This is a genomic window from Marinomonas balearica (genome assembly GCF_004362145.1).
Taxonomy (GTDB): domain Bacteria; phylum Pseudomonadota; class Gammaproteobacteria; order Pseudomonadales; family Marinomonadaceae; genus Marinomonas; species Marinomonas balearica.
Window position 1 is genome coordinate 100,898 of the sequence record NZ_SNXC01000012.1, and the last position, 22,768, is coordinate 123,665.

A 22,768-nucleotide genomic window follows, 5' to 3' on the forward strand; every position below is an offset into this window, starting at 1 on the left:
GGATATGGGTTAAGGAAAGTACGACGTTAGCTTTCATGAATCACTTCAAATATTTGCCACTCCATGAACTTAGCTAATGATGCGCCTAAATCAAATTTTTCACTGTCTGGGATCGACTCTTCAAATCGCTTTCCACTCATCAACGCATTGAGGAAAAAAGCTTCGTCTTCACTCAATACAAAACATTGGCCGTACAAATGAGCTTTAACGAATAACACATTCTCAGGCATTTCTATTTCGGTTGATGCCAATTGAAATAAAGACTTTGGTTGATGAGCCCACCATATCGAACCGACTGCAAAATTATACCGACAAATATGAGCTGTTTTGGGAAGAGCGAGCGTTAGTCGCGCAGGGTCTTGAATACAACTCAGCCGCTCACGAGCTTGATCAAGTGAAAGCGTTGGATATTCTGGACAGTGGGTCAGAGAAAGAAGGTTTCGTTCTAAATTCGCTAACTCTGATAGGTACGGGACATTCTTGGCAGGAACAAACGTTGAAATAAACTCGGGGAAAGCGTCACCATACCGATTTAATATAGGCGATTGAGGCGGATTATCAGCAATATACACGCGTGCCATTGCCCGAAAAAAATCATCGCCAACCAATTGTCTGGAGACACTAAAAATATCTGCCAAAGCATCGATAAGAGAAGAAAACACATTATTGCGATAAACGTTGAACCGCGCTTGGTTCTCCTCAGGATCACCGGCTAATTCATTTACAACCGTTTCTTGGTTGTTTAACAAAGACTCCACGAAGCTCGGTTGATTCATACTGCCTCCTTCTTAATCAATTTACGCAAAGCATCTGCGTGTTCCGCTTCTTGAAGCAACGTCGCTAGCGAGGGCAAATTTCCATCGCGCTCGATCAACGTAGGCATATCACCAACCAACCCAAGTGTATGCTGATACAACGACCACACGCCTTGATCAATCGGAGCATCGTGGCTGTCAATTTTAAAAGATCGGATTGGGTTTTCGTCCAGCGTGTGGCCCGCCAAATGTATTTGCCCCACTTCATGGTGAGGGAAGTCATTTAGGTATTCTAGAGGGTTCGTATCGTGATTAAAGCAGCTCACTTCCACGTTGTTTACATCTAACAACAAACCACATCCGGTGCGTGCGGCCATTTCGGAAATGAACTCAATTTCTGTCATATCACTTGCTTTAAATGCGACATAGGTTGACGGGTTTTCGATCAAAATTCGTCGTTTTAAATGATCTTGAAGTTGATCTATATGGTCACAGACTCGATTCAGCGTCCGTTTGTTATACGCAACGGGCAAAAGGTCATTAAGGTATGAAGGCCCATGAGAAGACCATGCCAGATGTTCGGAAAAAACTTCGGGTTCAAATCGGTCAACGAGAGATTTCACACGAATAAGGTGTTCTTGGTCAAGGGGCGTTTCCGACCCAATAGACATGCCAACACCGTGAATGGTGATAGGGTACAGCGAGCGAATTTTTTCGAGGTAAAAAGGTCCAGGGCCGCCTTCACTTAAATAATTTTCAGCATGTATCTCAAAGAAGCCCACCGGAGGACGGTGCGCTAAAATATCATGATAGTAAGCAGGCTTCAGGCTAACACCTGATTGAACATTAGAGGGTGCTAGTGGAAAGCCTGAAGCGGAAGTTCGACTTCCGCTCGGCTTAAAACGACTAAACATCAATAGTCACCCGTTTTAAAATGCTTTTAACTGACCAAAACCAGTAGCAGACGTTTCAGATTTCATTTCGGTACAGGTACCAGCAGGAACCAGTTTCCAAGCATTTTCCTGATAATCCATCTTAGAGGTACCAGCACAAGAAGTGCCTGGACCAGCAGCACAATCATTATCACCCGCCAATGCTACACCGTAGCATTTTTCTTTACTTGCAGCCTGAGCAGGAACCGCCACCGCTGAAATTGCTACTGCAGTACCAAGAGCAAGAGCCAAAGACGCTTTAGATTTATTCATAACCATTTCCTCACTTGTAGACAATTAACAAAGGATTGTTTCTTTTTTACATTCCTTTGTCGTATCAAGTTAGGCGGTTATTACACAATTTTCGAATTTTTTCTTTCTACAATAGATTAGAGTTCAATGCATAGTGTGCAGCTTCTTCTGGTGTCCCTTGAGAATACTTCTGCCAAACCAGCTCTGTCACATTACGCAAATTAATAGAATTGGTATCAATCTCTATTCCATTTCGTTCAAGCTGAATGTAAAAAGATTCCACCCAATGTGGCTTATGCAAAATAGCTGCAGTTCGCGCAATGTCTACCAATTCACACTCTCCTTTATATTGAAGAAGGTGAATGATCGTATTGTGGATATGATCGATTTCGTCTTTAGTGTAAGAAATAAAAGGCAGGTTGTTTAACATTGATCGCCACTCCATTTGCTAGAAAACTACCCCAGTAGAAGACTAAATTTGAACGCAGTCAAAGTTTTTTTGATGCCATTTCTCAATTTATTTTTTGCAATTAAACAACCAACAAAATTTATAATTTTCTTATTATATTTCATATAGTTAGATTGGCAGTTTCATTTATGAAATCCAGTTTTTAAAACGATTTCGTTTATACAATGCAATATCTTTCCGCTTTGGAATCATCCCCCGACGTTAGATCATCGTCTCCGCAATATTGCAAATTATTCGGAGATCAAAAAATGATAATCAAAGGCAACTGTCAAATAGCAGGTATAGGTATTTACCTTCCAGAGCAAATTGTCACTTCTAAAGAGCTGATGCGAGAAATCAAGTCAGAAGCAAACTATGGAATTTCTGAAAGCTGGTTGGACGACGTCGTAGGTATAAGTAACCGGCGAGTCGCTCGACGAGATGAGAAACCAAGTCACCTAGCAATAAAAGCCGCAGAAGAAGCTCTAAAAAACAGCGGTATCACCGCCAGTGAAATAGACGTCGTTATTTTTTGCGGTATCAGTAGAGAATGGATAGAACCTGCTGTTGCACATAAAGTACAACATGAATTGGGCTGTACCAACGCAATTTGTTTCGACGTATCAAATGCATGCCATGGCTTTATGAATAGTATCCTAATTGCCAATAATTTAATGCAAGCAAGTGATGCTAAGTACGTTTTAGTTGTTACAGGAGAAGTGTCAACAGACATTACTTTTCACTATGTGGATAAACTAAAGGTAAAAGATGCGAGTCTAAAGAAAGAAATTGGAGCCCTCACATTAGGCGATGCTGGAGCAGCAATGGTGCTCCAACCAAGAGAAGGAGAGAGCGGTTTTCAGTTATTCAATTTTGCTACCAACGCTAAACACACAAACCTATGCAAAATCAGCGTCGCTGGAACTGGGGGTTATGAAGGGCAAATGTTAATGAGCCAAATAAGCTCAGAAATTGTCCAAATTCATTCCAACTTAATTCAGAGCACTTATTCGGCACTGGATTGGAAGCCGGAAGATATTGAATTGTTTGTTTGTCACCAAGTTGGGGAAAAACCTCATCTAAGAATGAGCAAAATGGCTGGAGTACCCGCTAGTATTGCACCAATTTCATATAAAGATTATGGTAACATTACTACAGCGACAATTCCGTTTAACCTTTATCAAGCCAACCCTAAAAAAGGACAGAAAGCGCTAATAGGTGGGACAGGAAGTGGGCTGACGATTAGCCAAAGCGGAATAATTTTTTAAGGATATAAAATGATCTGGATGCTGCCATCAGCCATCGCTCTATCGATAAAGTGCTTTTTATTCTTCTACTCTAATGTAGTCAAACAAAAGTACTTTTTCTATTTTTTGGTGGCAGCATTCTCTTTAAACTTGTCGGAATTATTAGGCTTTTTCCGATTCGGCTACGACTTGATTTTTCTAAAGCTTTACTACTGTTCTGCAGTCTCAACGCTACTGTTTATATCTCTTACCTGCTCAGAAATATCAGAAAGTAGGCGTATCATACCTCCAATCATTTCAATGATTACAGCATGTATGCTTGCGTCGGCAATATTATTTAGTAATCAGATCATTTCTGACTACGTCATTTTAGACAACAATACCGCTACTAGAGTCGCTGGAGAATACTATTTTCTTTTTCAGCTATACGCAGTGGGTGCTATATCACTATCGATATTCCTTCTAGTTAAAAATAGTATCCGTCGTCGAGGAGACCTAACTGGGAAAAGATGCTTTATCGCCCTTATTGCGATGCTACCGCTATTTCTAATAGTCCCATTGGTTATTACTCTGATGCAGCTTGGCTATAAAATCAATGCTGCAGGCTTCTTTTCCCTGTCAACGTGTTTCATGTTGTTCGTGTTTATATCTCTAAACGACAAACACAAACTCTTCACTATGATGAGATTTATCCCCTACTCTAGAGAAAGAAAATTCCACTTAGAACTTAAGGCTCTGTTGATGAAATTCTCTCTCCCAGCATCCGGTACGAGTGTTGATATGAAAAAGCTCATAAAAGAGATAGAAGAGCTCGTCGTGAAGCACACTAGCCAATATTTCAACACTCAAAAAGAGGTCGCCAAAATCCTAAATATTTCAGAAAGTAGCCTTAGCCGTAAACTCCCAAAGAAAGAGTAAGCTTCACTTCATCAATGTTCAGCACGCTATGGTAGTTCTTATTCGATCAAAGCAACAAATAAAAACTATCTTTCTATTTTCGTTAGCGTCAATCTAAGCTCATTCGGACAGCATTAAAAGGAGTTAGCAATGCTCTGGATCATTCCCTCATTGACAGTACTACTCATAAAAATCTTTTTATTTTTTCAACCTGTCGTAAGGAAACAAAAATACCTTTTGTTTTTTTTGATCTCTACATTTTTTCTTAGTATTTTCGAACTTATCGGTTTTTTCAGACTTGGCTATGATTTACTAGTTTTAAAACTATACTATTGCACTGCCATTTTCACGGTCTTGCACCTTGCATTAATCAGTGCAGAAATTGCCAGAACTGCTCGTTTCCTAAGAGCGAAAGTACTACTATTTTTGGCGTTTTCTTTAACCGCGATAATCCTTTTTTCCAATAGAATAGTTGCAGATTACACCATCATGCCGAACTCCTCTATTACACGCGTAACAGGAGATTTATACTATATATTCCAAATATATGCGTTGACTCTATTAATTGTATCTTTGGCAATTTTAATAAAAAGTACCGTTGAGCAGAGAGAAACCATTGCAAGAAAAAGATGTATCATCGTACTAATTGCACTTTGTCCGGCAATCGTAGCTGCTGTTGTCGTGATGTGCCTGATGGAAATGGGCTTTCAAATAAACATGGCAGTCATTTTATCCGTTACAATTTGCTTTATGCTTTTGATATTTCGAGGAAACTACGACGAACACGATGTATTTAGAACAATGAAATACATCCCCTTTTCCAGTGAACGTGCGTTTTACTTAAAGCTTAAATCACTGTCTAAAAAACTGTCTCTTCCTGCTACAGGCGAAAGTGTCAATATAAAAGAAGCGCTAAAAGAAGTAGAAGAGTTGGTTGTGAAGAATGCCAATCAGTACTTTGATACACAGAAGGAAGTCGCAAAAGCCCTCAATATTTCTGAAAGCAGTCTCAGCCGGAAATTACCAAAAAAGTAGAGATAACTCTCTACAGCCTCCGGCTGAGCACTTGAACTGGTTATTCTTTGGTTTCGACGTTATTCAGGTCTTTATAGACTTTGGTTATTTCGCGCAGCTCCTTCATCTGATCGCCAAATTGACGACAAGGAGAACACATTGCCGTATGCATACCTAACGACAGCTTTTCCTTAGTGGAGAGTTTACGGTCAAGGCGCTCGGATAGCATCTGAGTGGCTTCTGTACACTTCATCATCATTGTTTTGCCTCCGACTGATACCAGCAATCTTCAAGACATTCGCGTAGTCGCAAACGCGCTCGATATAACGTCACATTAAGGTGGCTAACAGTCACTTCTTCATTTGCGCAAATTTCTGGCGTTTCCATTTCAAGAAATTCTCGCATCATAAATAAGCGGCTGTATCGCTCTGGTAGTTCGTTTAGGCAAGCGTCGAACACGCGCCAAAAATGGTTGTTTTCCACACCATGGTCAGGGTCATCCCACTTTTGAGGGCGTTCGCTTTTATTCCAATGTCCATTTTTTGCAAACAGCACATCCATTAACGCATCGCCGTTTAGGTTTTCGCCTTCTTCAAGCTGGCTCGCTGCAGTATGTCGTTTTTCTTTTCTTAGCAGATCAATGAGTTTGTTTTTCAATATTGAGAAAACCCATGTTTTGAACGCCGCTTTTCCCGTAAAACGATCGATGTGTTGGTAGGCCGCAAGCATAGCTTCTTGCACTGCGTCTTCAGCTAGTCCTTCGTCCCTCACTTGCAGGCGCGCAAACTTAATCATCTGATTGCGCAGTTCCTGCATATAAATAGGGTCACTAAAAGTACCAACAGAGGAAAATTCCCCTTCATTTTTGGATAACGCTGATTCCATAGTAAATCTCGGCCTGTCGTTTTATTCAAAGATTAGACGAAGCATTTGAGAAGTTATTACAAAATAATAATTTTTTATGTAATAACACCTATCAATTACCTATTTAGAGCGCGCTAGATCAAATTGGTTCCGTCGCTTTTAGTCCGATGACGCGGCTTCGGCAAGGTATTCATCTTTTAATTTGACGTAGTTAAGGCCACTGTATCTAAAGTATTCTATTTCTTTTTCAGTTAAAGCGCGGGCTTGCTTTGCTGGCGATCCTAAATATAAGTACCCTGATTCAAGACGCTTGCCTGGGGGAACTAAAGAGCCCGCCCCGACTATGACCTCGTCTTCAATTACGGCGCCGTCTAATATAGTAGAACCCATACCCACCAATACTTTGTTGCCAATCGTACAACCATGAAGCATGGCCATATGACCCACAGTGACATCATCTCCGATCTCTAAAGGGAAACCATCAGGGTTGTACGTGCTGCCATGAGTTATGTGTAAACAAGAGTTGTCCTGAATACTGGTACGCTTGCCGATACGGATGCGATGCATATCGCCTCGTATCGCAACCAAAGGCCACACTGAGCTGTCTTCGCCAATTTCCACATCGCCTATAACTACGGCACTGTCATCAACCCATACACGCGCTCCTAGAGTAGGTGTATGACCTCGGAATGCTTTCATTACCATCTTCAACTCCTGCTTTTTTATTAGATCAATTACATTTCAGACATTGAAATTACCACAAGACCACATATGTTATTAAACATAACCTGTGATACATATGATCATTGATTGTTATCTGTGTTATTCAGCCGATGTATATTTGGCCAACAACGACAGTACGCCACTTTCAGTTTTCTAATATGATCAACGCCAACCTACACAGATCTGCGCTGACGATGCGCCTGTCGAACTATTTAAAAAGGATACCATGTTATGTCTGAGTCCGTCTGGAGCGCGACTACCCTGCCTCAGTTTACAAAAGTCGATCCCTCTAAAATCGAATCGCAACTTGATGCTATTTTAGAAAAGAATCGATCAGCTCTCGCCGAGTGTCTAGAAAACATAGACAAACCGAGTTGGGATAACTTGATCATGGTATTGGATGAACAGGATGATGAACTCAGTCAGTTCTGGTCTCCTGTCAGCCACCTTAATTCAGTGCAGAATACGCCTGAAATTCGAGAGGCTTACAATGCATGCATTCCTAAACTCACTCAATACTATACGGAAATTGGTCAAAACCGTGCCTTGTACGATGCTTATAAAGCCCTTGAAGTGAGCGACTCAGCAGCGACCCATTCTCAGGCTCAAAAAGAATCATTAAAACAAGCCATCCGAGGGCTTGAGCTATCAGGTGTCGGTTTAGATGGCGAGAAAAAAGAACGTTACGGAGACATCTGCCAGCGCCTATCTGAACTTACAACCAAGTTTGGAGAGAACGTATTGGATGCGACTCAAGCTTGGACGAAATTGATCACCGATGAGGGCAAACTCGCTGGGCTTCCGGACTCCGCTCTGGCGCAAGCGAAACAAATGGCCGAAGCAAAAGGTCATGACGAAGGGTGGCTGTTCACTTTGGATTTCCCATCTTATATGCCCGTGTTAAGTTACTCTGATAATGCCGCACTTCGAGAAGAAATGTATACGGCTTACGCGACACGAGCGTCTAAATTGAGCAATGAGGGTAAATTCGATAACAGCCCTTTAATTGACGAAATCCTTTCTCTACGTCATGAAAAAGCCCATATTCTTGGATTCGAGAACTACGGCGAACTATCTGTAGCCACAAAGATGGCCGACAGTGGTGACCAAGTCATAGCATTTCTTAATGACCTCGCTGAAAAATCAAAGCCATCCGCTCAACTCGACCTTGATCAACTCAAGACCTACGCAAAAGAAGAACACGGTTTAGAGGACTTAAACGCTTGGGATTTGGGATATTACTCAGAAAAATTACGTCAGCATAAATACTCTATCTCTCAAGAAGCATTACGTCCCTACTTCCCAATCAACAAAGTACTAGGTGGTTTGTTCCACGTCGCTGAGACTTTGTTTGATATCGAAATTCGTGAAGAGTCAGGCTTTGATACTTATCATAAAGACGTTCAGATGTTTACCATTGCAAAGAACGGTCAAGATGTCGCTCGTTTCTATTTAGATCCATTCGCTCGTGAAGGAAAACGTGGCGGTGCATGGATGGACGAATGTCGTGTCCGTCGCCGCTTAAGCGACAACCAGTTGCAACTCCCAGTGGCTTACTTAGTCTGTAACTTTACGCCACCAATTGGGGATAAACCTGCATTGCTGACACACAATGAGGTCACCACGTTATTCCACGAATTCGGCCACGGTATCCATCATATGTTAACTCAGGTAGAGGTGCCGTCTGTTTCGGGTATAAACGGTGTAGCATGGGATGCGGTCGAGTTACCCAGCCAATTTATGGAAAACTGGTGCTGGGAGCCTGAAGCGCTCGCTTACATTGCATCGCATCACGAAACGGGTGAGCCTTTACCACAAGATTTGTTAGACAAAATGTTAGCGGCGAAAAACTTTCAATCTGCCATGCAAATGGTGCGACAACTTGAGTTCTCATTGTTCGATTTCCAAATTCATAAAGAGTATGAGACAGGCCTCGACGTTCAAGCAGTGATTAACGAGGTAAGAGCGACTGTTTCGGTAACAACACCGCCCGCGTTTAACCGTTTTCAAAATAGTTTCTCTCATATTTTTGCTGGAGGTTATGCCGCGGGATATTACAGTTACAAGTGGGCAGAAGTTTTGTCGGCGGATGCCTTTTCGAAGTTTGAAGAAGACGGTATTTTTAATACTGAAACAGGCGCTCACTTCCGTGATACCATATTGGCAAATGGCGGTTCTCAACCTGCGGCAGACCTTTTCAAAGCTTTCCGCGGCCGTGAGCCAAGCGTCGACGCTCTTCTAAGACACAGTGGCATCGCCGCATAAATCATCAGGCCTCTCTGAAAAGCACTTTTTCAGAGAGGCGTACGAGGTACACAATGACGACTAAACGCTTTATTGCAGGCGCTGTTTGCCCACGCTGCAGTGAAATGGATAAAATTCGCGCATGGAGAGATGACGAAGAAGAAAAGCAATACCGAGAGTGTGTTGCATGCGGTTATCAGGATGAGCAATCGACAAAAGTACAAGCTCAATCAATAGAGATCCCTACTCGAGTCAATCAGCCACACTCTGCTCAACCCGAAGCGGAAGCCACCGTGATCAATTTTATTCCGAATCCGAGCACAACCAAACACTAGTAATCTATCACGAGAAATAAACAAAGCCACTTCGGATTGCTCGAAATGGCTTTGTTTAGATCTGCACTCACAGCGTCAATGAAGCCGTTATTTTTTGGGCTGCCTTGCATGATAAACAGCGAAACCTCTATCACGCTCTAATCGCGTGTGACCACCCAACGCAGCGTCTAACATAGGCGAATACCGTAAGAAATCATTAGCGACAACAAAAAGCTCACCGTTTAACGTTAAGTGCTGCTTCACGCCAATAAAGAAACGCTCGGCAACACTGTAATCTGTACTGATTCCTGTATGGAATGGAGGGTTTGTAATCACATAATTAAAGCGTCCTTTCACTTCTTTAAGGCCATTAGAAGCAAGCGCGGTCAAAGCCTCTGTTGCGCCATTCGCCTCAAACGTGAGCTGCGTCGCTTTCAGCGCTAACGCACTGTCATCCAACGAGGTTACATTCGCTCCAGTATGCTTATGAAGCCACATTGAAATAACCCCATCCCCACAGCCGAAATCTAAGATACGCGCCTGATTCACGCCAGACATAAAGCGGTGTTTAGACAATTGGTCCAGTAACAGCTCAGTGCCTTTGTCTAACTTCCCATGCCCAAAGACGCCAGGAATGCTGCACAAAGTAAAAGAACAGCCAGCGACGTCTTGTTCCCAACGCGTTATCCAATCCTCAAAGGCAAAGGCCTTTGCATCCTCTGTTTTTTGCGCTTGATACAGTAAGCAGTGCTTTGCACCATCATGCTTGCCAACGGCAGAAAGAGGCGCCGATAGCTTTTTCACAGACGACTTCACACCGCTCTTATTGTCGCCTACCAACCAAACAAAACCACCGATTTTGAGTGTAGGCAATACACAAGCTAACAAATAGGTTAAAAGCTCTTTTGCCTTTGGCTGATAAATAATAATGTGGTCAAACTGATCTGATTCATTCTGTTGAACCCAGTGCGCCGTAAATTGCAGTTTCGCGTCGTTCATTCCTAGGTGACTAAGACCATCAAACACAGTGCGAGACTGGCACCATGCAAAAACATCACTTTGTTGAGACAGCAATACAGGAAAGTCATCTTCGGGGTTCGCAACCAAAACCTTCCCGTTTAGTTGATCTAAGGAACGTTCAAGTAATTGGCTTGGCGGATTAAGATTCATAGGTAACAGATAACTCTTCAGAGGTTAGTTTGGTAATTCGATTTAAATATGGTGTAAGCAAAGTCGTATCGAGTTGTGTTTGAACGCGGGGGTAACGGGGAGACTGTCGGTCATTGACCACAACGCCACTCCACCCTTTTGTATAGGATAAAAGATCTTCAAGAAAGGCATCATCGAATTCAAAGCAGCCAGTGAGTATCACATCAACATAGCTCAATGCGATGGGGCATTGTTGAGAAGGAAGTACGACGCAATCCGTGACGTATATCCAGTAAATGCCATCTGGCAGCTCTGTATCACCGTAAGCTTCAAGACGTTCTGGTGTAATTTGAACGCGTTGGTAGCCTTTTTCTCGTTCATCAAACAACTCAAATTGGTCTTCTGGCACTTCCACTAATACGCCATTACAGCAGCTTCCCTCTGCATTTATGACTGCGACAGAGCTCATGCCAAACTCGGGAGACATCACGGACCAATGTCGCTCATAACCAGTCAGTTTTACAGGCCAAACTTTCCCTGATTCACCCGTTTGAGCACGGCTTATAGAATTTATCAGGCTGCCATAGCCTACAATGAAATGACGACAAACCACGCTCGTTTTCTACCCTAGCTGTTAAGCGAGACCTTTGCTCGTGACTTCGTGTAAAGGTCTCTATATTAGCAGGCTCACATTACTATCTCGACACAGATCGATGTTCAGCAGCCCGACAGAAATTCGTCTCGTTAGCGAAATCACGATTTCGCTAACGAGACGAATTATACCTTACAAACAGGTTTCAATCCTTATTTCGATGAACAGGATTCAGAATGAATTGAAGAAATCGCGCGACGAAGGAACCACATTAGAAAAGGCTGAGTGATCGAAAGATATTGCTTTCCTAGCCTTGTTTTAGCACGGCCGGAAATAAGAAAGAGTGTATCCGAGGCGCCTTGAGCCTGCCTCGTCTCATCTTGAGTTTGAGAGTGCTTCTTAACCAGACTGACCCGTAAACTAAAATGGCGCTCATCTTGCTCAAGTACTATCTCTTTTGTAGAAGTCAGTATGATTCTAAAACGACCCACTCTGTCTCCTTCAATATAATCCAAAGCGGACTTCTTAAGATTAATATCGGCACTGCATGTCAATTTATGACAACCAAACAACCGCATAAAAAGATTCCATCCTCTAAGAATGCTCTGAAGCCATAACGGAGATTTAAGATACACAGCAAGAAATAATGCGGTCAGATCACGTTCAGAACTAAGCGTTGCTGGAGAGCTAAAACTGAATACAGGGCGAGGGTAATACGAGTAATACTGCAAAATGACACTTTCCTATTTTGTACTATTATCAATCAGCCGTGTTTCAATTCACGCCTATCAATTGACAATTTCTTTCCGTAGAAATTATTTGGTTGCGTAGTATACATAAGTAAACTGTATAAATAACCCTATATATCTTAATTTACCCTTAAAAAACAAGGCAACAATAAGCACCAGTGTGCGATTTATTGTTGCCTAAAAACATCTCAGAAAAGTACTAATAAGCCTTAATGATGTTTGTGTTCGTTCGAACCGTTCATTTTCATATGGTCTTTATGCATGTCCATATCATGCTTTGGTTTTTTAATGTCTTCTGGTGCAACGATAGGAGCCTGAACATTTACTTTCTCACCGTTTTTCAAAACCATAGTAAAATTCACCGTATCCCCCGCTTTTAGCGCATGATGTAACCCCATGATCATGATGTGATTTCCTCCAGGTTGAAACATGACGCTTTCACCTGCGGGCACAATCACTTCATCCACTTGGCGCATACTCATCACACCGTCTTTCATTTCATGTGTGTGAATCTCGATAGATTTTGCAATATCACTTTCGACTGCGACTAAAGCCTGCTCATGATGAGATGAGTTTTCTACCATCATATAGCCACCACTGTTCGTCGCCCCCGGCGGCGTCGCACGCACTTGCAGATGTTCAAAATTTAAAGACGCTGCCATAGCAATTGAAGAGAACACAGACGCAACAAGTACAACTGCACGAGAAATCATTCGAAACATTTTCGATACCCTTAATGAGATTAATATATTTGCTATGAGACCTTTGCACGAAGTCACGAGCAAAGGTCTCGCTGAATTACGAAACAATCAACGGAGGGGCACGACCAAACAAATACGACCTAAAAGACTGATGAGCATCAGCAATAGAACGATCATCAAGAAAAATATCGGAAACGTTAGCATCGTTAAATGCAGCCAGCGCAGTCAAAACCAAAAGATGATCTACGTTTAAACCGCACTTACAATTTGCATGGATCTTATCGAGATGGTTCTGTGGTACCGTTTTCTGGATATCGCCAGTAAGCAGGCTGTCGCCTGCATTCTCGCTAACAGGAGAGGACTCAATCGGCAGTTTTACATACTGCACACCACTTAAAAGACTGCACACTCTCACAAGTAGGTAGTTATCTTGCACTACAGGTGTGCTGGGAATAACAAGCGGCGCCATCAAAACAAATACCCACACAAACAACACTCTGCTTGCGTGTTTTAAAGTGGTATTTGTATAACAAGGCTTATACATCATGCGGCCAACTAATCATCGTGACGTCATTCTATCGCCTTGTCCCTTAGAATCAAGTGAAGTAAAAACAATTCAAATATACGTAAATTAGCGCTATAACTGATTATCACCCATCACTGAATCAATACACCTAAATTCAAACTCACCGCGACTTATACGAGTTTAAAGTTACGAATGAGGAATAGATGTACAGAACGGCGAAAAAGGGAGTAGAAAATAAAATGACACAGCCAATTTTACTTATAACCGGATCCAGCCGTGGAATCGGCACGGCCACCGCGTTCAAAGCGGCACAAAAAGGATGGCATGTAGTCATCAACTACAAAAGCAACGAAACGGCCGCACTGACTCTACAGCAGCGTATAGAAGAGTTTGGCGGAAAAGCGGATTGCATCCAAGCCGATATCAGTGATCCCGAAGCCATAACCACCCTATTTGAGAAGATAAAAACTAAATTTGGCCTCCTTTCCGGGCTGGTCAATAACGCTGGTATTCTCGAACAACAGATGCCCTTTACCGAGTCTGATCTTGATCGCTGGCACCGTGTGTTTAATACCAACGTAATCGGCACCATGTTGTGCTCAAAAGAAGCCTATAAACACATGTCTCCAAAACATGGAGGCAACGGCGGTGCCATTGTGAACGTATCGTCCCTTGCATCTATAACAGGCTCACCATTTGAATACGTAGACTATGCAACCAGTAAGGGAGCAGTCGATACCTTTACCAAAGGGTTTGCCAAAGAGGTCGCCAGTGAAAACATCAGAGTGAATGCCGTCCGCCCTGGTTTCATCGAAACAGACATGCATGCCACCGGTGGAGAACCTGAAAGGGTGAAACGACTGGCTCCTTCCATTCCAATGCAACGAGGAGGAACCGCCGACGAAGTTGCAAATGCGATTATATGGTTACTGTCAGAAGAAGCCAGCTACACATCCGGTACATTTATTGATGTTGCTGGCGGGCGATAACATTTTTTATCACTCTCTTACTCGGCGTTCTTTAAATGCTTACCCATGCTGATTCGTTCTTCTACTTCAAACCCAACGGATTGGTAAAAGGCGACAACACCTGCATTTGCAGTGCGGATTTGCAGATTCAATTTGCCACACCCAAGCGACGCGAGCGTCTCAAAGGCACTTTTAATCAATGCGGTTCCCACGCCTTTGCGACGATGGTCAGGATGCACTGCTACTTCATACAGCCAACCACGGTGCCCATCGTATCCAAGCATACACGCTCCGATGAGTTTTCCTTCTTCCCAAGAGACCAATATTAAATCATCGACTTCCAATTTTGCTGGCAAAACCAAATGAGGTGCATTGTGTGGCGGATCATTTGGGAATACGATTTCCCAAAGTTCGATCAGCTGCTCTAAATCGATAGGTTGTACTCGCCTTATTGCCATAATTATCGCTCCAAATCGTTCCCCTAGTTTTACAACAAAAATGAGGGGAGCGCCATTTATCCTCGTTATGTTCAAATTTGATTGAAATAAGATCAATCAATATAAATTTTTGATCGAACTATTCACTCCACACGCAGTCTTTAAGAAGGTAAAATATCGCTACAGCGTTCATTAGGCTACCTATGAAAATCAATAAATTCGAACTTATGTTCTACGCGGGTGCATTTGTCTCCATTTTTGGAGTGGCTGCCCTTGTGCGCGCCATTCATTCCGATGATCCTCTCCCTGACGATGTTGGACCCTGTATTTTGGAATCGGGGTTATGCACCGTCAATTCTCAGGACTTTAATGGGATCACCACCGTTCAGTTCGAAGATGGAATTCGCTTAAACCGTCGTATTCATACCGAATTACAATTGCCGAAAGAAGCGGAAAATGCTCAGTCGATCACGTTAGTATTAGAAGGGCGAGAAATGTATTTGGGGGTATATGAATACCCAATGTTTGAAAAAGAGAATAACCGCTGGATTAGTAAAGTCGTGATCCCCTTGTGTACGGACAACCGTATGCAATGGAAACTTCAAGTACGTGCAATAGATGCCGACGGCGACGAAAAAGAGTGGGCTTATACGTTTGATATAGAGAACCCCAACGAGGCTGTATAATGCCTCATTAGGGTGATCAAGCCTTGATATACCGTTACAACACAGCGCCAATAAACTGACGCAGTTCTTCGGTTTCTGGCTCCGAGAGCAGCTTCTTAGAATTGCCTTCTTCCCATACTTTGCCTTCATGCATAAAAACCACTCTGTCGCCGACATCCCGCGCAAAGTTCATTTCATGCGTAACCAGTATCAGCGTCATCCCTTCTGCGGCAAGTTGCTCTAGCACTTTTAAAACGTCACCCACCAGCTCAGGATCCAACGCGGACGTAATTTCGTCGCACAGTAAGACCTTAGGCGACATCGCCAATGCCCGCGCAATGGCCACTCGCTGCTGCTGGCCACCCGACAGTTTTTCAGGGTAACGATCAAATTTGTCCCCCAACCCTACTTTTTCGAGCATCTCCTCTGCGATGGTTTTTGCTTCCGCTTTAGTTTTGTTTAACACAATCGTAGGCGCTAACATGATGTTCTCACCCACTGTCAGATGTGGAAAGAGGTTGAAGCTTTGGAAAATCATGCCCACGCTTAACGCAAGACGACGTACTTGGATGTCTTCAGATGTCACTTCTTTTCCATCCAAGGTAATGCCACCTTTTTGATATTCTTCCAACCCATTAACACAGCGAAGTAAGGTGCTTTTTCCCGATCCACTTTTTCCAATAATGGAAACCACCTCCCCTGCTTTTACATCGAGATCGATGCCTTTAAGCACATGGAAGTCACCGTAATATTTGTGAACCTGATGTAGATTAACGAGAGACATTAAATTTTTTCTCCAGAATTTTGCTACTTAAAGACAACGGGTAACAAAGTAGGAAGTAGATAACCGCCACCATAGCAAACACTTTGAAGGGTTCAAAAGTGGCGTTGTTTAGCATGGTGCCCGCCTTGGTCAATTCCACAAAGCCAATCACTGACGCCAATGCCGTTCCTTTGACCACTTGCACTGAAAACCCTACCGTAGGTGCAATCGCAACCCGCAAGGCTTGAGGCAAAATGATATGGCGCAATATCTGTAGAAAGCTCATACCCAAACATCGGCTGGCTTCCCACTGCCCTTTGGGCAATGTATCGATACAGCCTCGCCAGATTTCCACCAAAAATGCACTGGTAAAAAGAGTGAGTGCCAATATCGCCGCACTCCAAGCGGAGATTTCATAACCCAGCAGTGAAACACCAAAGAAACAAAGGAACATTTGCATCAATAAAGGCGTTCCTTGAAACAGTTCGATGTACACCGCAACTAGCTTTTGCAATATCGAATTACGAGTCAAGCGAAGTGCCGTTAACGCGAGGGCAACAAGAGTTCCACCGATAAACGCCACCAGAGAAAGAAGTACCGTCCACTGAGCAGCAAAAATTAGATTCCGTATAATGTCGTAGTTCGAAAATTCGATCATGATGACTCCCTGAATGAAAACAACCGTTTACCAATCAGTTTGAATACATATCGCATCATCATCGCCAAACCAAGATACAGGAGTGCTGTTACAAGGTAGCTTTCAAATGCGCGGAAATTACGAGACTGAACGAGGTTTGCAGCATAAGTCAGTTCCTCCACAGAAATTTGAGAAATCACCGCAGAACCCAACATGACAATGATGCATTGACTGGTCAATGCTGGGTAAATTTTCTCAAATGCAGGCACAAAAATAACGCGTGTTAGAGTTTGCCTAAACGTCATACCCAACACCTTCGCCGCTTCGACTTGCCCTTTTGGAATACTACCAAGTCCGGCTCGAATAATTTCGGTACTGTACGCACCTAAGTTAATCGTCAAGGCAATCACGCTGGCCTGCCACGGCGTCAGCATGACACCGATTGCAGGCAACCCAAAGAAGATAAAGAAGAGTTGAACAATAAAGGGCGTGTTTCGAATTAACTCAACGTAGCTTGCAACAATACGACGAGGCGTAGCGCCACCATATTGGCGCAATACCGCACATAATGTGCCCAGCGCGATACCTAAAAAGGTGGTCAGTACAGTGAGTTCAACGGTGGTTATCAGACCACCGAAAAACACATCGCTGTACGGCAAGAGATCGCCAAAGTACAACATATTAGTCAGCCTTAAGCGCCAAAGCCTTTAGGCAGTGGCGCTTTCAACCACTTCATAGAAATATCGTTTAACGTGCCGTTTTCCAACGCAGTAGAAATAATGCCGTTGATTTTCGATTGTAATGCAGCTTCTCCTTCAGCCAAGCCGATGTAGCAAGGAGAATCTTTTAGCAAAAACTTCGTCTCTGGCGCGCGTTGTGGCTGACGCTTCGCAATTTCTGTCGCCACTAAGTTACCTGTTGCAATCAGCTTAACTTGACCGGTTAAATACGCAGTTAATGTCGTGTTGTTGTCTTCAAAACGGCGCACATTGAGTGATTTTGGCGCGTATTTTTCAAGCTCTAAATCTTCAACAGAGCCGCGTGTTACACCTACAGTTTTCCCTGCTAAGTCTGTCATCTTCGTGACATCGACACTGTTTTCACCAAACACGCCTAAGAAGAAAGGTGCATAAGGTGTTGTGAAATCGATGGCTTTTTCACGCTCGGGATTTTTACCTAGACTTGAGATCACCAGATCCACTTTTTTAGTTTGTAAATATGGGATGCGGTTGGCACTGGTTACAGGAACAATTTTGAGATCAACATCCAGTTGATCAGCAATATAGTTCGCCATGTCAACGTCGATGCCTTGAGGTTTAAGGTCGGGGCCAACAGAGCCGAATGGCGGAAAGTCCTGCGGTACAGCAATACGAATTTCCTTACGATCTTGAATATCCTGTAATACATCCGCCCCTGCCGTCATTGTTGTCATCGCCGCGGCGACACTTGAAGCAACGATAAGGGTCTTACTTAAAAGTTGAGTCAATCTTTTCATAGTGAGGGTTCCTACTTCCTTTGTTGATTAATCATTTTAATTGTTGCCAATGAGGTGAAACAACTTTTGCAACCTATATGCCAAAATGAAACAAAGGTTTCCTAACTGATCTAACATAAAACAAAAAGATCTTTGTGCGTCTATCTTCTACACTCAACGTCGTACGTTCTTGAGCCTTTCTAAAGCCAGCGCGAAGCATGACGAACACAACAAGAAAAAGTGAAAACCACAACTAACTTAGAGCGGGAGCGCTCTAAATCGCACCGATCGGGTGCAAGAAAGTGATAAAACACGTATTTACTAACATGGTTGGCACGAAGAGCCGTTTCCATTACCGTATGCAATCTATTTATTAAATTGAGGTTTATCAGTGAGTACTAAGCAGGACGTTCTTGCCTTAATCGAGCAAAATTACCCTAACCTGTCGCCTTCAGCTCGTTCTATTGCAAACTATTTGCAGCAACACCCTCTGGCTATCGTAAGCCAAACATCCGCTGATATCGCTGAACAAACGAACACCTCAAAAGCAACCGTCAGTCGATTTTTCCGACAACTGGGGTTTGAATCTCATCAAGATGCGAAGCAAGCGCAACTGGCTTTGCGTGAAAGCGGCGTTCCGGTGGCGATTCAATCAGTTGGTAACTTCGATCAAACCGCTCAAGAATTTAAAAATCTCTCGTTAACGTTTGAAGGCTTGCGCCCTGAACTGCTGGACGACGTTTCCAAAAAACTGGCAACGGCCAGTCGCGTTACGCTCATTGGGTTCCGCAATGCTTATCCTTTGGCTTTGCATTTTCGCCAACAGCTTCAGCAAATACGCTCGTCAGTACGCCTACTTCCGATGCCCGGCCAAACATTGGGAGAAGACCTCTATGATATTTCTGAAGATGAAGTGGTCGTTTTATTTGGGTTTCGCCGTCGCACACACTTGTTTAAAAAGATCGTCTCGGCGTTAGAAGGAAAGACCACTCTTTTGATTACTGACCCGACAGGTCAGGTCTACAATCAGCAGGTATCTCATGTGTTGGTATGCCATATTGGAGGTGAAACCCCGTTTGACAGCTACGCCGCCCCCATGAGTTTAATCTCGATGCTGAGCAATCAAGTGTATTCCCATATCGGTGAACAAGCACACAAGCGCACTCAAGCAATCTCTAATCTGTATGACGAACTTGGAGAGCTTGAGCCTTAATAGAGATTCGTACAATGGTACTTCATACGTTTTAGGTGTCTATTCCCTCTACTCAGTTACTCGCTCTAGCTCTGCCTTTAGTATCTGTCTCCGATGTCAGTCTCTCGCATCTCGATGGCTGACCCCCAGCTTCCCTCACAAACAACGCCATACGTTTCAGTTGACAAACATATGAAACGATTGTTTCATTGAAGGTGGAATTATTGCCTGAATCTTGCAAGTAACTCTTCGAGAATACTTCGATAACTCGTCGAAGAGCGCCTTAAAAGAGAAAAAGTACACGTTGGCTGGGAGACATTGCTGATGGATCACTCAATAACACAAAATCCGTTTATGCCGCTAAGTGATCAAGAGCTAAAACAGACTGAACGTATGACATGCATGCAGGATTCAAAAGGCTTACCGCTTACAGGCATGCGCCTCGCTGTGAAAGATCTATTTCACATAGCGGGCCTTCCTACTTCAGCTGGCAACCCTACTTGGTTAGCAACACACGAGACACCGTCACAAACCGCCTCGTCTGTTCAAACACTGTTTGATCACGGTGCCTGCTTTTGCGGAAAAACAATTACAGATGAATTGGCCTATAGCTTAAATGGTCAAAACATTCATTATGGAACACCGTGCAACCCGACGAATCCGGACCGACTCCCAGGCGGTTCGACGTCGGGTTCTGCGGTGGCAGTTGCATCGGATTTTGCAGACATTGGCTTAGGCACAGATACTGGCGGCTCAATTCGAGTTCCGGCCAGCTACAATGGGCTTTTTGGATTACGTCCTACACACGGCGTCATTGCTGTTGATGGCCTTGTTCCACTCGCCCCTTCGTTTGATACCGTAGGCTGGCTCGCTCAGGATTTGGATCATTTGGAAGCGACGGCAAATGCACTCCTTGCCTCCAAGCATTCAGAAACGATTCAAAAAATCTTGATTGCAGACAATTTAATTCAGTCGGTCGAGCATGCTGACCAAATACAAACGCAGCTGGATACATGGCTCAATAACAGTGAAAAAACGGAATCGCTCGAAATTGACCTCGACGCTTGGAAGGCAAGTGAAACGTTTCGCACGCTTCAAGGCGCTGAGATCCTAGAACAACACGGTGAATGGTTAGCTGAACACAACCCCATTATTGCACCCGATATACGCATGCGCTTTGATTGGTGCAAGAGCATTGCAAGAGATGACCAAAAGCGTGCAGCGACACAAAGAGATGCGTTTACTCGCTGGATAGATTCTGAGTTAAAAGATGCTATTTTAATCATACCAACAACACCTGGCAGGTCTCCTCTACTGTCGACACCCGATGACGAGTTGGCCGATTACCGGATCCACCTGATGAATCTCACTGCGATTGCAGGTCTAGCAGGATTACCCCAGCTGCATTTACCAGTTTGTAACATTGATGGAGCACCGTGTGGTCTATCACTCATCGGCCCAAGAAACAGCGATTTACAACTCATTCAACAAGCTAAAGTCTGGCTCACAAAAACAACAATAGAAGGGTAACAACGTGACGAACTCCCGCAGCATGACCGAACACAGCCCAACCTCCATCGCGTTTACTGCGCCGCATTCTGCTGCGACAGAAGCAGGTACCAAAATACTGCAACAAGGTGGAACGGCAATCGAAGCAATGGTCGCTGCCGCAGCCACCATTGCGGTTGTGTATCCTCACATGAACGGTTTAGGTGGCGATGGATTCTGGCTCATCAGTGAACCGGGTAAAAAGCCAATCGCTATTGATGCTTCAGGTGTCGCTGCTACCGGAGCGACAACCGAATTTTATCAAGGGCACGAGGCTATCCCTTCCCGAGGAGGCAAGGCGGCACTCACTATGGCGGGTGCCGTAGCGGGGTGGGAAAAAGCGCTTGAAATCAGTCATAAGTGGAGCAATCTGTTGCCGTCAGATAACTTGTCGATGGCCGGCTTGCCATTAGAAACACTGCTTAACGATGCAATCGTGCGCGCAACTCAGGGCATTGATGTAACACAAAGCCTCGAAGATGCCAGCGTCAAAACCCATGCTGATTTGTCTCAATTCGACGGTTTCGATACGTTTCTCCATCAAGGGGAGACGCTAAAAAAAGACTCTAAGCTGAATTTATCTCAATTGGGGAACACGCTAAAAGCGCTGTCTCAACGCGGCCTGCAAGACTTTTATACAGGGGAAATCGCTCAATCACTCGCGGCCGACTTAGAGCAAGCAGGCTCTCCTCTGAGGTTAACGGACTTTGAGCAATACCGAGCGCAAATCGTAACGCCATTAGAAGTCACGACAAACGCGGGGACACTCTACAATCTCCCTGCGCCCACGCAAGGCATCGCATCGCTTATCATTCTTGCGCTGTACGACAGACTCCATACTCAAGCAGAAAACGAAGCTGACATGGCTCACTTGCTGATTGAAGCCACCAAACAAGCCTTTATTGCTCGTAACCAATACGTGACCGATCACTCACGCTTAGACATTGATTTGTCATCTTTATTGTCTGAACAAAGTATTGAAAACATGGTCGCTCGTATTTCAAAAGAGACCGCATTACCGTGGCCGCACGAAGCCAAACACGGCGATACAATTTGGATGGGCGCATGTGACGATCAGGGTCGTATGGTGAGCTACATTCAGAGTTTGTATTGGGAGTTTGGCAGCGGCATCGTCAGCCCGTCTACGGGTATCGTCTGGAACAACAGAGGGTCTTCTTTTACTTTAGAAGAAGGCTCTCTGCAACAGCTTGCGCCCGGGTTAAAACCTTTTCATACGCTCAACCCAGCTTTTGCAGAGCTCACTGATGGCAGACGTATCAGTTACGGCACCATGGGAGGAGAAGGTCAACCACAAACTCAAGCCGCTCTGTTTAGCCGATACATTTACCACAATCGCTCTTTGTCTGAATCCATCAGCGACGGTCGCTGGTTACTCGGCAGGACTTGGGGAGATCAAAGCCACAATCTTAAAATAGAATCCGACCTTGCCGACACATTGGCAGACACGCTCAAAGCACGCGGTCACGACTTAGTGACGGTTGCGTCTCGCAATGAGCTCATGGGGCATGCAGGCGCGGTGGTTTGCCATATTGATGGTGCCACTGAGGCGGCTACCGATCCACGCAGTGACGGCAGCGCCTTTTGGGACAGTAATCCACGCTAATACAAGTGTTGTAGAAGCGTACAAATACACAATGTTTATTCAAAATTTCAACT

Annotated in this window: 27 protein-coding genes; 10 read left to right on the top strand and 17 right to left on the bottom strand. The window is 44.0% G+C overall.

The genetic code is table 11. The features are described 5' to 3' along the window. Positions 1-26: 26 nt before the first annotated feature. The 4 genes from DFP79_RS10260 to DFP79_RS10275 all read right to left on the bottom strand — a co-directional run bounded on the left by DFP79_RS10260 (position 27) and on the right by DFP79_RS10275 (position 2,369). Positions 27-776, bottom strand: coding sequence for an HvfC/BufC N-terminal domain-containing protein (locus tag DFP79_RS10260; protein ID WP_133503861.1), 750 nt, complete (start codon positions 774-776; stop codon positions 27-29). Then, positions 773-1,669: an MNIO family bufferin maturase gene (bufB, locus tag DFP79_RS10265; protein ID WP_133503862.1), complete on the bottom strand. Its 897-nt coding sequence runs from the start codon at positions 1,667-1,669 to the stop codon at positions 773-775. Before bufB ends, DFP79_RS10260 begins: the two co-directional genes overlap by 4 nt. 15 nt (positions 1,670-1,684) lie before the next feature. Beyond that, entirely contained in the window at positions 1,685-1,960 is a 276-nt protein-coding gene (locus tag DFP79_RS10270) for a BufA1 family periplasmic bufferin-type metallophore (RefSeq protein WP_133503863.1), read from the bottom strand. Positions 1,961-2,066: 106 nt separating this feature from the next. Beyond that, the gene (locus tag DFP79_RS10275; RefSeq protein ID WP_133503864.1) at positions 2,067-2,369 is read right to left on the bottom strand and encodes a hypothetical protein; all 303 of its coding nucleotides are present in this window, start codon (positions 2,367-2,369) and stop codon (positions 2,067-2,069) included. 287 nt (positions 2,370-2,656) lie between these two features. Between DFP79_RS10275 and DFP79_RS10280 the strand changes: the two genes are divergently transcribed. From DFP79_RS10280 to DFP79_RS10290, 3 genes are all read left to right on the top strand, one after another. Further along, positions 2,657-3,655: a ketoacyl-ACP synthase III gene (locus DFP79_RS10280; protein WP_166637686.1), complete on the top strand. Its 999-nt coding sequence runs from the start codon at positions 2,657-2,659 to the stop codon at positions 3,653-3,655. Between the two features lie 9 nt (positions 3,656-3,664). Further along, positions 3,665-4,552 carry a hypothetical protein gene (locus tag DFP79_RS10285; RefSeq protein WP_133503866.1) on the top strand — a complete coding sequence of 296 codons (888 nt, stop codon included), beginning with the start codon at positions 3,665-3,667 and terminating at the stop codon, positions 4,550-4,552. Between the two features lie 129 nt (positions 4,553-4,681). Next, positions 4,682-5,566 carry a histidine kinase N-terminal 7TM domain-containing protein gene (locus tag DFP79_RS10290; protein WP_133503867.1) on the top strand — a complete coding sequence of 295 codons (885 nt, stop codon included), beginning with the start codon at positions 4,682-4,684 and terminating at the stop codon, positions 5,564-5,566. 40 nt (positions 5,567-5,606) lie between these two features. Here DFP79_RS10290 and DFP79_RS10295 read toward each other — a convergent pair whose 3' ends face one another. From DFP79_RS10295 to DFP79_RS10305, 3 genes are all read right to left on the bottom strand, one after another. Further along, positions 5,607-5,804 (bottom strand): zf-HC2 domain-containing protein, encoded by a 198-nt coding sequence (locus tag DFP79_RS10295; protein ID WP_208111412.1) that lies wholly within the window; start codon positions 5,802-5,804, stop codon positions 5,607-5,609. After that, the gene (locus DFP79_RS10300) at positions 5,801-6,430 is read right to left on the bottom strand and encodes an RNA polymerase factor sigma-70 (protein ID WP_133503868.1); all 630 of its coding nucleotides are present in this window, start codon (positions 6,428-6,430) and stop codon (positions 5,801-5,803) included. Before DFP79_RS10300 ends, DFP79_RS10295 begins: the two co-directional genes overlap by 4 nt. Before the next feature lie 138 nt (positions 6,431-6,568). Then, positions 6,569-7,114 (bottom strand): gamma carbonic anhydrase family protein, encoded by a 546-nt coding sequence (locus DFP79_RS10305; RefSeq protein WP_133503869.1) that lies wholly within the window; start codon positions 7,112-7,114, stop codon positions 6,569-6,571. A 249-nt stretch (positions 7,115-7,363) separates the two neighbouring features. Between DFP79_RS10305 and prlC the strand changes: the two genes are divergently transcribed. Together prlC and DFP79_RS10315 are read left to right on the top strand one after the other, a co-directional pair. Beyond that, entirely contained in the window at positions 7,364-9,397 is a 2,034-nt protein-coding gene (gene prlC, locus DFP79_RS10310) for an oligopeptidase A (RefSeq protein ID WP_133503870.1), read from the top strand. Positions 9,398-9,450: 53 nt separating this feature from the next. Continuing rightward, positions 9,451-9,711, top strand: coding sequence for a YheV family putative zinc ribbon protein (locus DFP79_RS10315; RefSeq protein ID WP_133503871.1), 261 nt, complete (start codon positions 9,451-9,453; stop codon positions 9,709-9,711). A gap of 87 nt (positions 9,712-9,798) precedes the next feature. Here DFP79_RS10315 and DFP79_RS10320 read toward each other — a convergent pair whose 3' ends face one another. The 5 genes from DFP79_RS10320 to DFP79_RS10340 form a co-directional block, all read right to left on the bottom strand. Then, on the bottom strand, positions 9,799-10,860 hold the full coding sequence (locus tag DFP79_RS10320; protein ID WP_133503872.1) for a class I SAM-dependent methyltransferase: 1,062 nt from the start codon (positions 10,858-10,860) through the stop codon (positions 9,799-9,801). Further along, positions 10,850-11,452, bottom strand: coding sequence for a gamma-glutamylcyclotransferase family protein (locus DFP79_RS10325; protein ID WP_133503873.1), 603 nt, complete (start codon positions 11,450-11,452; stop codon positions 10,850-10,852). The genes DFP79_RS10320 and DFP79_RS10325 overlap by 11 nt, the downstream gene beginning before the upstream one ends. 191 nt (positions 11,453-11,643) lie before the next feature. Then, positions 11,644-12,162 carry a DUF2867 domain-containing protein gene (locus tag DFP79_RS10330; protein WP_166637687.1) on the bottom strand — a complete coding sequence of 173 codons (519 nt, stop codon included), beginning with the start codon at positions 12,160-12,162 and terminating at the stop codon, positions 11,644-11,646. A 227-nt stretch (positions 12,163-12,389) separates the two neighbouring features. Beyond that, a complete protein-coding gene (locus tag DFP79_RS10335) occupies positions 12,390-12,902 on the bottom strand; it encodes a copper chaperone PCu(A)C (RefSeq protein ID WP_133503875.1) in 513 nt (170 codons plus the stop codon). 76 nt (positions 12,903-12,978) lie between these two features. Further along, on the bottom strand, positions 12,979-13,428 hold the full coding sequence (locus DFP79_RS10340) for a hypothetical protein (protein ID WP_166637688.1): 450 nt from the start codon (positions 13,426-13,428) through the stop codon (positions 12,979-12,981). A 218-nt stretch (positions 13,429-13,646) separates the two neighbouring features. On the opposite strand from DFP79_RS10340, the gene DFP79_RS10345 reads away from it, so the two are divergent. After that, entirely contained in the window at positions 13,647-14,396 is a 750-nt protein-coding gene (locus DFP79_RS10345; protein WP_133503877.1) for an SDR family oxidoreductase, read from the top strand. Positions 14,397-14,413: 17 nt separating this feature from the next. Here the strand turns inward: DFP79_RS10345 and DFP79_RS10350 are convergent, their stop codons facing one another. Further along, positions 14,414-14,833, bottom strand: a complete 420-nt coding sequence (locus tag DFP79_RS10350) for a GNAT family acetyltransferase (protein WP_133503878.1) — start codon at positions 14,831-14,833, stop codon at positions 14,414-14,416. A 182-nt stretch (positions 14,834-15,015) separates the two neighbouring features. Between DFP79_RS10350 and DFP79_RS10355 the strand changes: the two genes are divergently transcribed. Continuing rightward, complete coding sequence (locus DFP79_RS10355; protein ID WP_013659376.1) at positions 15,016-15,498, top strand: hypothetical protein; 483 nt, start codon at positions 15,016-15,018, stop codon at positions 15,496-15,498. Positions 15,499-15,532: 34 nt separating this feature from the next. On the opposite strand, the gene DFP79_RS10360 is transcribed toward DFP79_RS10355, so the two are convergent. Genes DFP79_RS10360 through DFP79_RS10375 form a run of 4 tightly spaced genes read right to left on the bottom strand, consistent with a single transcriptional unit; the run spans position 15,533 to position 18,372 of the window. Beyond that, positions 15,533-16,261, bottom strand: coding sequence for an amino acid ABC transporter ATP-binding protein (locus tag DFP79_RS10360; RefSeq protein ID WP_133503879.1), 729 nt, complete (start codon positions 16,259-16,261; stop codon positions 15,533-15,535). Next, the gene (locus DFP79_RS10365) at positions 16,248-16,898 is read right to left on the bottom strand and encodes an amino acid ABC transporter permease (protein ID WP_133503880.1); all 651 of its coding nucleotides are present in this window, start codon (positions 16,896-16,898) and stop codon (positions 16,248-16,250) included. Before DFP79_RS10365 ends, DFP79_RS10360 begins: the two co-directional genes overlap by 14 nt. After that, complete coding sequence (locus DFP79_RS10370; RefSeq protein ID WP_133503881.1) at positions 16,895-17,557, bottom strand: amino acid ABC transporter permease; 663 nt, start codon at positions 17,555-17,557, stop codon at positions 16,895-16,897. The genes DFP79_RS10365 and DFP79_RS10370 overlap by 4 nt, the downstream gene beginning before the upstream one ends. 11 nt (positions 17,558-17,568) lie before the next feature. Continuing rightward, positions 17,569-18,372 (bottom strand): transporter substrate-binding domain-containing protein, encoded by an 804-nt coding sequence (locus DFP79_RS10375; protein ID WP_133503882.1) that lies wholly within the window; start codon positions 18,370-18,372, stop codon positions 17,569-17,571. A 370-nt stretch (positions 18,373-18,742) separates the two neighbouring features. Between DFP79_RS10375 and DFP79_RS10380 the strand changes: the two genes are divergently transcribed. The 3 genes from DFP79_RS10380 to DFP79_RS10390 all read left to right on the top strand — a co-directional run bounded on the left by DFP79_RS10380 (position 18,743) and on the right by DFP79_RS10390 (position 22,715). Then, positions 18,743-19,564 carry a MurR/RpiR family transcriptional regulator gene (locus tag DFP79_RS10380; RefSeq protein WP_133503883.1) on the top strand — a complete coding sequence of 274 codons (822 nt, stop codon included), beginning with the start codon at positions 18,743-18,745 and terminating at the stop codon, positions 19,562-19,564. A 303-nt stretch (positions 19,565-19,867) separates the two neighbouring features. Continuing rightward, the gene (locus DFP79_RS10385) at positions 19,868-21,073 is read left to right on the top strand and encodes an amidase (RefSeq protein WP_133503884.1); all 1,206 of its coding nucleotides are present in this window, start codon (positions 19,868-19,870) and stop codon (positions 21,071-21,073) included. Between the two features lie 22 nt (positions 21,074-21,095). Further along, complete coding sequence (locus DFP79_RS10390; protein ID WP_133504169.1) at positions 21,096-22,715, top strand: gamma-glutamyltransferase family protein; 1,620 nt, start codon at positions 21,096-21,098, stop codon at positions 22,713-22,715. Positions 22,716-22,768: the final 53 nt, after the last annotated feature.

Excerpts from the sequence above, each read along its gene's own strand:
- DFP79_RS10355 (WP_013659376.1), top strand. The coding sequence starts at position 15,016 with ATGAAAATCAATAAATTCGAACTTATGTTCTACGCGGGTGCATTTGTC.
- DFP79_RS10390 (WP_133504169.1), top strand. The coding sequence starts at position 21,096 with ATGACCGAACACAGCCCAACCTCCATCGCGTTTACTGCGCCGCATTCT.
- DFP79_RS10275 (WP_133503864.1), bottom strand. The coding sequence starts at position 2,369 with ATGTTAAACAACCTGCCTTTTATTTCTTACACTAAAGACGAAATCGAT.
- DFP79_RS10300 (WP_133503868.1), bottom strand. The coding sequence starts at position 6,430 with ATGGAATCAGCGTTATCCAAAAATGAAGGGGAATTTTCCTCTGTTGGT.
- DFP79_RS10385 (WP_133503884.1), top strand. The coding sequence starts at position 19,868 with ATGGATCACTCAATAACACAAAATCCGTTTATGCCGCTAAGTGATCAA.
- DFP79_RS10370 (WP_133503881.1), bottom strand. The coding sequence starts at position 17,557 with ATGTTGTACTTTGGCGATCTCTTGCCGTACAGCGATGTGTTTTTCGGT.
- DFP79_RS10345 (WP_133503877.1), top strand. The coding sequence starts at position 13,647 with ATGACACAGCCAATTTTACTTATAACCGGATCCAGCCGTGGAATCGGC.
- DFP79_RS10260 (WP_133503861.1), bottom strand. The coding sequence starts at position 776 with ATGAATCAACCGAGCTTCGTGGAGTCTTTGTTAAACAACCAAGAAACG.
- DFP79_RS10270 (WP_133503863.1), bottom strand. The coding sequence starts at position 1,960 with ATGAATAAATCTAAAGCGTCTTTGGCTCTTGCTCTTGGTACTGCAGTA.
- bufB (WP_133503862.1), bottom strand. The coding sequence starts at position 1,669 with ATGTTTAGTCGTTTTAAGCCGAGCGGAAGTCGAACTTCCGCTTCAGGC.
- DFP79_RS10335 (WP_133503875.1), bottom strand. The coding sequence starts at position 12,902 with ATGTTTCGAATGATTTCTCGTGCAGTTGTACTTGTTGCGTCTGTGTTC.
- DFP79_RS10360 (WP_133503879.1), bottom strand. The coding sequence starts at position 16,261 with ATGTCTCTCGTTAATCTACATCAGGTTCACAAATATTACGGTGACTTC.
- DFP79_RS10315 (WP_133503871.1), top strand. The coding sequence starts at position 9,451 with ATGACGACTAAACGCTTTATTGCAGGCGCTGTTTGCCCACGCTGCAGT.
- DFP79_RS10295 (WP_208111412.1), bottom strand. The coding sequence starts at position 5,804 with ATGATGATGAAGTGTACAGAAGCCACTCAGATGCTATCCGAGCGCCTT.
- prlC (WP_133503870.1), top strand. The coding sequence starts at position 7,364 with ATGTCTGAGTCCGTCTGGAGCGCGACTACCCTGCCTCAGTTTACAAAA.
- DFP79_RS10305 (WP_133503869.1), bottom strand. The coding sequence starts at position 7,114 with ATGGTAATGAAAGCATTCCGAGGTCATACACCTACTCTAGGAGCGCGT.
- DFP79_RS10365 (WP_133503880.1), bottom strand. The coding sequence starts at position 16,898 with ATGATCGAATTTTCGAACTACGACATTATACGGAATCTAATTTTTGCT.
- DFP79_RS10350 (WP_133503878.1), bottom strand. The coding sequence starts at position 14,833 with ATGGCAATAAGGCGAGTACAACCTATCGATTTAGAGCAGCTGATCGAA.
- DFP79_RS10280 (WP_166637686.1), top strand. The coding sequence starts at position 2,657 with ATGATAATCAAAGGCAACTGTCAAATAGCAGGTATAGGTATTTACCTT.
- DFP79_RS10340 (WP_166637688.1), bottom strand. The coding sequence starts at position 13,428 with ATGATGTATAAGCCTTGTTATACAAATACCACTTTAAAACACGCAAGC.
- DFP79_RS10285 (WP_133503866.1), top strand. The coding sequence starts at position 3,665 with ATGATCTGGATGCTGCCATCAGCCATCGCTCTATCGATAAAGTGCTTT.
- DFP79_RS10375 (WP_133503882.1), bottom strand. The coding sequence starts at position 18,372 with ATGAAAAGATTGACTCAACTTTTAAGTAAGACCCTTATCGTTGCTTCA.
- DFP79_RS10290 (WP_133503867.1), top strand. The coding sequence starts at position 4,682 with ATGCTCTGGATCATTCCCTCATTGACAGTACTACTCATAAAAATCTTT.
- DFP79_RS10320 (WP_133503872.1), bottom strand. The coding sequence starts at position 10,860 with ATGAATCTTAATCCGCCAAGCCAATTACTTGAACGTTCCTTAGATCAA.